The following is an 864-nucleotide window of genomic DNA, read 5'->3' as shown; positions in this document are numbered from 1 at the left end:
CAGATTTCTTGGCATTCATGCATAATCTGCGGATGAAATACATCGATTCAAAGAAGCTTTCTGAAACACAGTTCAAGCGATACACGGGCATCTCATGGTCAACCTTTGATTTAATGGTTGAGCAATTGAAGATGCATGTTCCTGCCAAAGGCAGACCACCTAAATTGAGCCTAGAGGATCAGATCCTCCTGTGCTTAAGTTATTGGCGTGAATACCGAACCTTATTCCATGTCGCAACAAGTTATGGCGTGTCAGAGCCCACTGCTTCAAGAATCGTACGTCATGTAGAGGACTGCTTTATTAAGTCCAATTTATTTAATTTACCCAAAGATTTACCCGAGGGCGAAGGCATTGACTGGAATGTGGTGATTGTAGATGCCACAGAAATTCCAATCCAAAGGCCTAAAAAAACAAAAGAAAAGCTATAGCGGCAAGAAAAAGAGCCACACTTTCAAAGTACAGGCCATCATTCATTATCAAACTCAAAAAATCCTGAGTTTATGTACGGGTCGTGGTGCCGTACATGATTTCGAACTCTTCAAACGTAACTTGAATCAGCTTCCTGCAGGTGCATTTATCCTTGCAGATAAGGGTTATCAGGGAATTTATACAGTGTATCCAAATAGCTTGTTGCCATTAAAAGTAAAGAAGCGCTGTAAACTGGATCCTGAACTAAAAATCTATAATCAGCAAATCAATAAAAGAAGAATTGGGATTGAGCATGTATTTGGCAGTTTGAAAACCTTCAAAATTCTTGCTGAGCGATATCGCAATCGAGGCAAAAGACTAGGATTAAGATTCAATTTAATTGCTGGAATCTATAATTTAGAACTGAGTAAAAAATGACTTATGAAAGAAGTCTAA

Annotated in this window: 2 protein-coding genes; both read left to right on the top strand. The window is 38.8% G+C overall.

The features are described 5' to 3' along the window. The coding region (locus CDG56_RS16730; RefSeq protein ID WP_205666503.1) for a transposase family protein at positions 1-428 on the top strand (428 nt) is incomplete at its 5' end. After that, entirely contained in the window at positions 376-846 is a 471-nt protein-coding gene (locus CDG56_RS16725; RefSeq protein ID WP_087548454.1) for a transposase family protein, read from the top strand. The genes CDG56_RS16730 and CDG56_RS16725, both read left to right, overlap by 53 nt. Positions 847-864: the final 18 nt, after the last annotated feature.

Source organism: Acinetobacter sp. WCHA39, assembly GCF_002165385.1.
GTDB lineage: Bacteria > Pseudomonadota > Gammaproteobacteria > Pseudomonadales > Moraxellaceae > Acinetobacter.
Note: the sequence above shows the minus strand (reverse complement) of the source record. Positions and strands in the feature narration are given on the sequence as shown.

What these genes read in the sequence shown, in the direction of transcription:
- CDG56_RS16725 (WP_087548454.1), top strand. Translation starts at nt 376, where the DNA reads ATGCCACAGAAATTCCAATCCAAAGGCCTAAAAAAACAAAAGAAAAGC.